Consider the following 7,037-nt stretch of genomic DNA (forward strand, 5'->3'; position numbering starts at 1 on the left):
CCACGTGATCCGGCGAGAGCGGATCGATCTGCCCTTCCGCTATCTCGGGGCCGGGGCCGAAGACGTCGGCCGTCATCGCCGTGCGCGCACGCGGGCAGATCGCGTTGGCACGCACCCCGTAATGACCCAGTGCGCGCGCCGCCGAGAGGGTGAGCGCGATGATGCCCGCCTTGGCGGCACCATAGTTGGCCTGCCCCACCGGTCCCACCAGACCGGCCTCCGACGACGTGTTGACCAGGCGCCCGAAGACCTGGCCGCCCGAATCCTTGGCTTTCGCACGCCAGTAGGTGGCCGCGTTGCGGGTCAGCAGGAAATGGCCGCGCAGGTGCACCGCGATGACGGCGTCCCATTCCTCGTCGGACATGTTGAACAGCATCCGGTCCCGGGTGATCCCGGCGTTGTTGACCACGATGTCCAGCCCGCCGAGCTTGTCGGCGCAGGCAACCAATTCGTCGGCGGTCGCGCGTTGGCTGATGTCCCCGGCGACGGCGACCGCCTTGGACCCGGCAGTGCCGATCTCGTCAATGATGTCGGAGGAGTCCAGGGCACCGGCCATGTCGTTGACCACGACGGTGGCGCCCAGGCGGGCCAAACCGAGCGCCTCGGCGCGCCCCAGGCCCGCGGCCGCACCGGTGACCACCGCGACCTTCCCGGAGAGATCGGTCGCGTTCGTGCTGCTGACCGGCGACGATGCAGACCGCGCAGCGGTCTGAGGAGGAGTCGGGCCAGTGGGCCTAGTCAATTTATGAATACCTCTAGTCTCGGGTCGCCCGGCGTCGCACCGGGGTCATTCGCCGCGCAGGAGCGCGGCTCGCGGGCACTCGGCGATCGCTTGCTCGGCCAGACTTTCCTGCTCGGCGGGAACAGGGTCAAGCTTGACGACGGCATAGTCGTCATCGTCCAGGTCGAAGATGTCCGGCGCGATTCCCAGGCAGACCGCGTTGCCTTCACACCGATCACGATCAACGATCACCCGCACGGTACCCTCCTCGAATCTGGCCTTCACCATGAGCACATGCCCCGCCAGTGTGCAGCTACACCTTAAGGGCCCCGGTAAGTCTGGGAAAACGGTCGCTGGATTCCCAGACTAGAACGTGTTACAACCTCCGGAGACGAACGGGTGGCCGTCGGTCGAGCTTCGCCGTAGAGGCCACGGCTTGTCACGGGCCTCTCACGCCTAACCGAAGGACGGCTGGAATGCGCATCAGTTACACCCCTGAACAGGAGGAGCTGCGTCGCGAGCTGCGATCGTATTTCACCGAGCTCATGACGCCGGAGCGCCGAGATGCGCTGACCTCCACACAGGGCGAGGTCGGGACCGGCAACGCGTACCGCGACACGGTTGCACAGATGGGCAAGGACGGGTGGCTCACCCTCAACTGGCCCAAGGAGTACGGCGGCCAGGACCGCTCCCCGATGGACTCGCTGATCTTCACCGACGAGGCCGCGATCGCCGGCGTGCCGGTGCCGTTCCTGACGATCAACAGCGTGGCGCCGACCATCATGGCGTTCGGCACCGAGGAACAGAAGAAGTTCTTCCTGCCCAAGATCGCCGCCGGGGAACTGCACTTCTCGATCGGCTACTCCGAGCCCGGCGCCGGCACCGACCTGGCCAACCTGCGCACCACCGCCGTCCGCGACGGTGACGAGTACGTGATCAACGGCCAGAAGATGTGGACCAGCCTGATCGCCTACGCCGACTGGGTCTGGCTGGCGGTGCGCACCAACCCCGACGCCAAAAAGCACCGTGGCATCTCGATGCTGGCAGTGCCGACGACCGCCGAGGGTTTCTCCTGGACCCCGGTGCACACCATGGCCGGTGTGGACACCAGCGCCACCTATTACTCCGACGTGCGGGTGCCGGTGGCCAATCTGATCGGCGAAGAGAACGGTGGCTGGAAGCTGGTTACCAACCAGCTCAACCACGAACGGGTCGCCCTGGTGTCCGCGCAGCCGATCTTCCTGGCCCTCCGCGAGATCCGCGAGTGGGCGCAGAACACCAAGGACGCCGGTGGGGCGCGACTCATCGACTCCGAATGGGTGCAGATCAACCTGGCCAGGGTGCACGCCAAAGCCGAGGTTCTCAAGCTGATCAACTGGGAACTGGCTTCCGGACAAGGGGGATCCGAAAGCAAATCTTTGTCGCCGGCCGACGCATCGGCGGCCAAGGTGTTCGGCACCGAACTGGCCACCGAGGCCTACCGGCTGCTGATGGAGGTGCTGGGTACCGCGGCGACGGTGCGCCAGGATTCGCCCGGGGCGTTGCTGCGCGGGCGGGTCGAACGGATGCACCGGGCGTGTTTGATCCTGACCTTCGGCGGCGGGACCAACGAGGTGCAACGCGACATCATCGGGATGGTCGCCCTCGGCCTGCCCCGAAGCCGCTGAGTATCGAGAAAGACGGAAAGCCATGGATTTCACGACAACCGAAGCGGCCAACGACCTCGGGGGCCTGGTCGACACGATCGTGGACTCGGTCTGTACGCCACAGCATCACCGTGAGCTCGACAGCCTCGACCAGCGGTTCGACCGGGAGCTGTGGCGCAAGCTGGTCGACGCCGACATCCTGACCAGCGCGGCACCGGCGCCGCTGGGCGGCGACGGCTTCGGCGTGCTCGAGCAGGTCGCGGTGCTCGTCGCGCTCGGCCACCAACTGGCCGCCGTACCGTATCTCGACTCGATCGTGCTGGGCGCCGGTGCGCTGGCCCGGTTCGGTTCCGACGAACTGCAGCAAAGCTGGGGCATTCCGGCGGTGGGCGGTGAGAAGATCCTCACCGTGGCGATCGAGGGCGAGATGGGCGAGGGGCCGGTGCGTGCCGCCTCGACCGGCGGCGGTTACCGCCTGACCGGCACCCGCAGCCAGGTCGGGTTCGGCCCCACGGCGGACGCGTTTCTGGTGCCAGCCGAAACCGATTCCGGAACAGCCGTTTTCCTGGTTGCGGCGGACGAACCCGGGGTGTCGGTGACGCCGATCATGACTACCGGACGGGGCAGTGTCGGCCGCCTGGCGTTGGACGGGACGCAGGTGGACGGCGCCCGCAGGGTCGGCGGTGCCGAGGTGGTGGCCTGGCTCGAGACGTTGGGTAACTTGGGACGCAGCGCTTTTCAGCTCGGCGTACTCGAGCGCGGCTTGCAGATGACCGCCGAATATGCGCGCGAACGCGAGCAGTTCGACCGCCCGATCGGCAGTTTCCAGGCGGTGGCGCAGCGGCTGGCCGACGGCTACATCGACGTCAAGGGATTGCGGCTGACACTCACCCAGGCGGCCTGGCGCGTCTCGGAGGACCAGCCCGCCGACATCGACGTAGCCAGCGCGGCGTTCTGGGCCGCCGACGCCGGACATCGGGTGGCCCACACCATCGTGCACGTGCACGGCGGAGTTGGCGTCGACACCGATCACCCGGTGCACCGCTACTTCCTGGCAGCCAAGGAAAACGAGTTCGCATTGGGCGGAGCCACCGGTCAACTGCGCCGGATCGGCCGCGAGTTGGCCGAGACGCCCGCCTAGCGTCGGCGATGGCGGCGAACGTGACGCCGGCGTCACGCTGGAGCTCGAATGTGACCGCAGCGTCACGCTCGCACGCCGAAGGCGTCACGCTCGAGGCGACGGTGGCGGACAAGCCGGGGGCCGGCGGATGGATGACCTGACAGTCGCCAAACTGCTTGCCCCGCTGGCCGAGATCGGCGATACCGGCGTCCACTTCGAGGATTCGTTCACCAGCTGGCGTGACCACCTGCGGCACGGTGCAGCGATCGCCGCGGCGCTGCAGGAGCGCCTCGACCCGGCACGCCCCCCGCATGTGGGCGTGCTGCTGGAGAACACACCGTTCTTCTCGGCAGTGCTGGCAGCGGCCGGAATGTCGGGAATCGTTCCGGTGGGGCTCAACCCGGTGCGTCGCGGCGCGGCACTGGCCCGCGACGCCGATCGAGCGGACTGCCAGCTGGTACTCGCGGATGCGAATTCCGCTGCAGCACTGGACGGTATCGCGCACATTGACGTCGATGCAACCGCATGGGCCGACGAGGCCGCCGCACATGCCGACGCCGAGCCGCGCTTCCGGCCCGCGTCGCCCGGGGACCTGTTCATGCTGATCTTCACCTCCGGCACCAGCGGCGAGCCCAAGGCGGTCAAGTGCAGCCACGGCAAGGTCGCCATCGCCGGCGTGACGATGACGCAGCGCTTCGGCCTCGGCCGCGATGACGTCTGCTATGTGTCGATGCCGCTGTTCCATTCCAACGCGGTGCTGGTCGGGTGGTCGGTGGCCGTGGCATGCCGGGGCTCGATGGCGTTGCGGCGCAAGTTCTCCGCGTCGAAATTTCTGGTCGATGTGCGCCACTACGGCGCGACCTACGCCAACTATGTGGGCAAGCCGCTGTCCTATGTGCTCGCCACACCCGAACACCCCGACGACGCGGACAACCCGCTGCGCGCGGTGTACGGCAACGAGGGCGTGCCCGCCGACATCGAGCGCTTCGCGCGCCGGTTCGGCTGTGTCGTGCAGGACGGTTTCGGGTCCACCGAAGGCGGCGTGGCGATCGCCCGCACCCCCGATACCCCGCTGGGTGCGTTGGGCCCGCTGCCCGAGGGCATCGAGATCGTCGACCCTCATACGGGCGAGCCGTGCCCCGCGGGGGTGGTCGGCGAGCTGGTGAACACCGCCGGACCGGGCCGTTTCGAGGGTTATTACAACGACGATGCCGCGGAGGCCGCGCGGATGGCGGACGGGATTTACCACAGTGGCGACCTCGCCCATCGCGATGACGCCGGCTTCGCGTACTTCGCCGGGCGGCTCGGTGATTGGATGCGGGTCGATGGGGAGAACCTGGGCGCGGCCCCGATCGAACGGGTGCTGCTGCGCTATCCCGATGTGCGCGAGGTGGCGGTGTATGCGGTGCCCGATCCGATCGTCGGCGACCAGGTGATGGCCGCACTGGTGATGGCACCGGGTACCGATTTCGACGCGGAGAAGTTCCGCACCTTCCTTGCCGAGCAACCAGACCTGGGCCCCAAGCAGTGGCCGTCGTATGTCCGGGTCAGCACCGAGCTGCCGCGCACAGTAACGTTCAAGATTGTGAAGCGTCAGTTGTCGGCCGAGGGGGTCGACTGCCCCGATCCGGTCCACCCCATTCGCCGGTAGCGCGATGAGACACCAGCTGCAGGCGAGCTTCGGGAAGCTTTGCGACGGACTTCCGGCCACCACGGGTGCCGCGATCGTCGCGCCGCGTGGCACGCTGTTTTCGTTCGGCGAGTGGTCGACGGGAGTCGCCTGGTCGACCATCAAGGTGCCGTTGGCGATCGCGGCGTTGCGCGCGGACGGGTCGCGGGCGGGAGAACTGCTGAGCAAAGCGATCACGCAGTCCGACAACCCTGCGGCCGAGGCACTGTGGTCGCAACTGGGCGAACCGGCCGACGCCGCGCGTCGGGTGGGGGCCGTCCTCGCAGAAGTCGGTGACGCAGATACTGTGGTCGAATCGCGCAGGCTTCGAACCGGTTTCACGTCGTTCGGTCAAACGCAGTGGCCGCTGGCGCGGCAGGCCGGCTTCGCCGCGCGGCTGACATCGCTCGGCGAGGCGGCTACCGTGATCGCACTGATGCGCCGAGTCACAGCCACGCAGCGTTGGGGTCTGGCCGCGAAAGGCTATGCCGCCAAAGGTGGTTGGGGCCCGGGGCTGCGCGACGGTTATCTGGTCCGGCAGTTCGGGACGATCCCGGCCGCCACCGGGCATGTCGGAGCGGCGTTGGCGGCGCAGTCCGACTCGTTCGAGACCGGCGTCGATGTGCTCAACGCGATGGTCGATTGGCTGCTGCGCCACCTTGGCGAATTCGCCGAGCGGTGACCGGACAACTGGTCGCCGCGCACCGACCCGCCGGTAGTGCCTACTGCTCCCAATTCGCATGTTCCGAGACGATTTTAATGAAGCTCGACATTTTGGCGGAAATTTTCAACGGCGACCCACATCGCGATATGCTCACGAATGGTTGCGACCAGGATTGTCGGCGGCTGTCGGCTTGTCTTGAGGAGCGGCAAGGGGCCAGGTGACGCATCTGCTCGTTTCTCCGGACATCGTTGGCTCGATGGCTTCGGACGTCGACGCCATCGGCGCGTCGCTGGCCAGCGGAAATGCCACCGCGGCCGCCTTAACCACGGATCTGACGAGTGCAGCGGCCGACCACGTGTCGACCACCGTCGCCGCGTTGTTTTCCCGATACGGCCAGGACTATCAGCAGCTTGCTGCGCAGGCGGCGCTTTTTCATGAGAGGTTCGTGCTGGCATTGGCCAGCGCGAGGAATTCGTACGCGGCCGCCGAGTCGGCGAACGCTTCGCCGTTGCAAACCCTCGAGCAGGACGCGCTGGATCTGGTCAACGCGCCCACCCAACTGCTGTTGGGGCGCCCGCTGATAGGAAACGGCACAAGCGGGGAGCCCGGGACCGGGGAGGCCGGCGGACCCGGCGGGATCTTGTTCGGGAACGGCGGCAACGGAGGCTCCGGTGTGCTCGGCAGGGCCGGCATGGCAGGGGGGACCGGCGGGCGGGGCGGTGATGCCGGGCTGTTCGGCAACGGCGGCGCGGGCGGGGCTGGCGGGACCGGCGGCACTGGCGCGGCCGGTCAAATGGGCGGCGCGGGCGGCGCGGGCGGGGCCGGCGGTACCGGCGGGATGTTCGGCGGTGCCGGCGGTCACGGTGGTGCTGGCGGGCTCGGCGGCGCGGGCGGGATCGGCGCAGCCGGCACGACGAGCGGCGGCAGCTCCTTTATCGGCGGATCCGGCGGGGACGGCGGCGTCGGGGGCCAGGGTGGGACGGGCGTTGCCGGCCCCGCCGGATCAGGCGGCACCGGCGGGCAGGGCGGCACCGGCGGACAGGGCGGCACCGGCACCACCGGCACGGCCGGTGGCGGCCAGGGCGGCCAAGGCACCGACGGCGGGGCCGGCGGGCTCGGAGGGGCCGGCGGGGCGGCCGGGTCCGGTGGCGGCGGTCACCAGGGAGCCGGCGGGCAAGGCGGCGACGGCGGACAGGGCGGCACCGGCGGACAGGGCG

At 68.6% G+C, this 7,037-nt stretch carries 7 protein-coding genes; 5 read left to right on the top strand and 2 right to left on the bottom strand.

Annotated elements, in window-relative coordinates; genetic code table 11:
• A partial coding sequence (locus tag ACOJVU_RS06755; protein ID WP_421529069.1) for an SDR family NAD(P)-dependent oxidoreductase occupies positions 1 to 640 on the bottom strand: 640 nt, incomplete at its 3' end.
• Between the two features lie 147 nt (positions 641 to 787).
• Positions 788 to 979, bottom strand: coding sequence for a ferredoxin (locus ACOJVU_RS06760; protein ID WP_421529070.1), 192 nt, complete (start codon positions 977 to 979; stop codon positions 788 to 790).
• A 218-nt stretch (positions 980 to 1,197) separates the two neighbouring features.
• On the opposite strand from ACOJVU_RS06760, the gene ACOJVU_RS06765 reads away from it, so the two are divergent.
• The 5 genes from ACOJVU_RS06765 to ACOJVU_RS06785 form a co-directional block, all read left to right on the top strand.
• Positions 1,198 to 2,388 carry an acyl-CoA dehydrogenase gene (locus ACOJVU_RS06765; RefSeq protein ID WP_421529071.1) on the top strand — a complete coding sequence of 397 codons (1,191 nt, stop codon included), beginning with the start codon at positions 1,198 to 1,200 and terminating at the stop codon, positions 2,386 to 2,388.
• 22 nt (positions 2,389 to 2,410) lie between these two features.
• Positions 2,411 to 3,508, top strand: a complete 1,098-nt coding sequence (locus ACOJVU_RS06770) for an acyl-CoA dehydrogenase family protein (RefSeq protein ID WP_421529072.1) — start codon at positions 2,411 to 2,413, stop codon at positions 3,506 to 3,508.
• Positions 3,509 to 3,635: 127 nt separating this feature from the next.
• Positions 3,636 to 5,138, top strand: coding sequence for a long-chain-fatty-acid--CoA ligase FadD17 (gene fadD17, locus ACOJVU_RS06775; protein ID WP_421529073.1), 1,503 nt, complete (start codon positions 3,636 to 3,638; stop codon positions 5,136 to 5,138).
• Positions 5,139 to 5,142: 4 nt separating this feature from the next.
• Complete coding sequence (locus ACOJVU_RS06780; protein ID WP_421529074.1) at positions 5,143 to 5,838, top strand: hypothetical protein; 696 nt, start codon at positions 5,143 to 5,145, stop codon at positions 5,836 to 5,838.
• Positions 5,839 to 6,076: 238 nt separating this feature from the next.
• Positions 6,077 to 7,037, top strand: a 961-nt coding sequence (locus ACOJVU_RS06785) for a PE family protein (RefSeq protein ID WP_421529075.1), incomplete at its 3' end; no start/stop codon positions are given.

The organism is Mycobacterium sp. THU-M104 (genome assembly GCF_049197365.1).
GTDB lineage: Bacteria > Actinomycetota > Actinomycetes > Mycobacteriales > Mycobacteriaceae > Mycobacterium.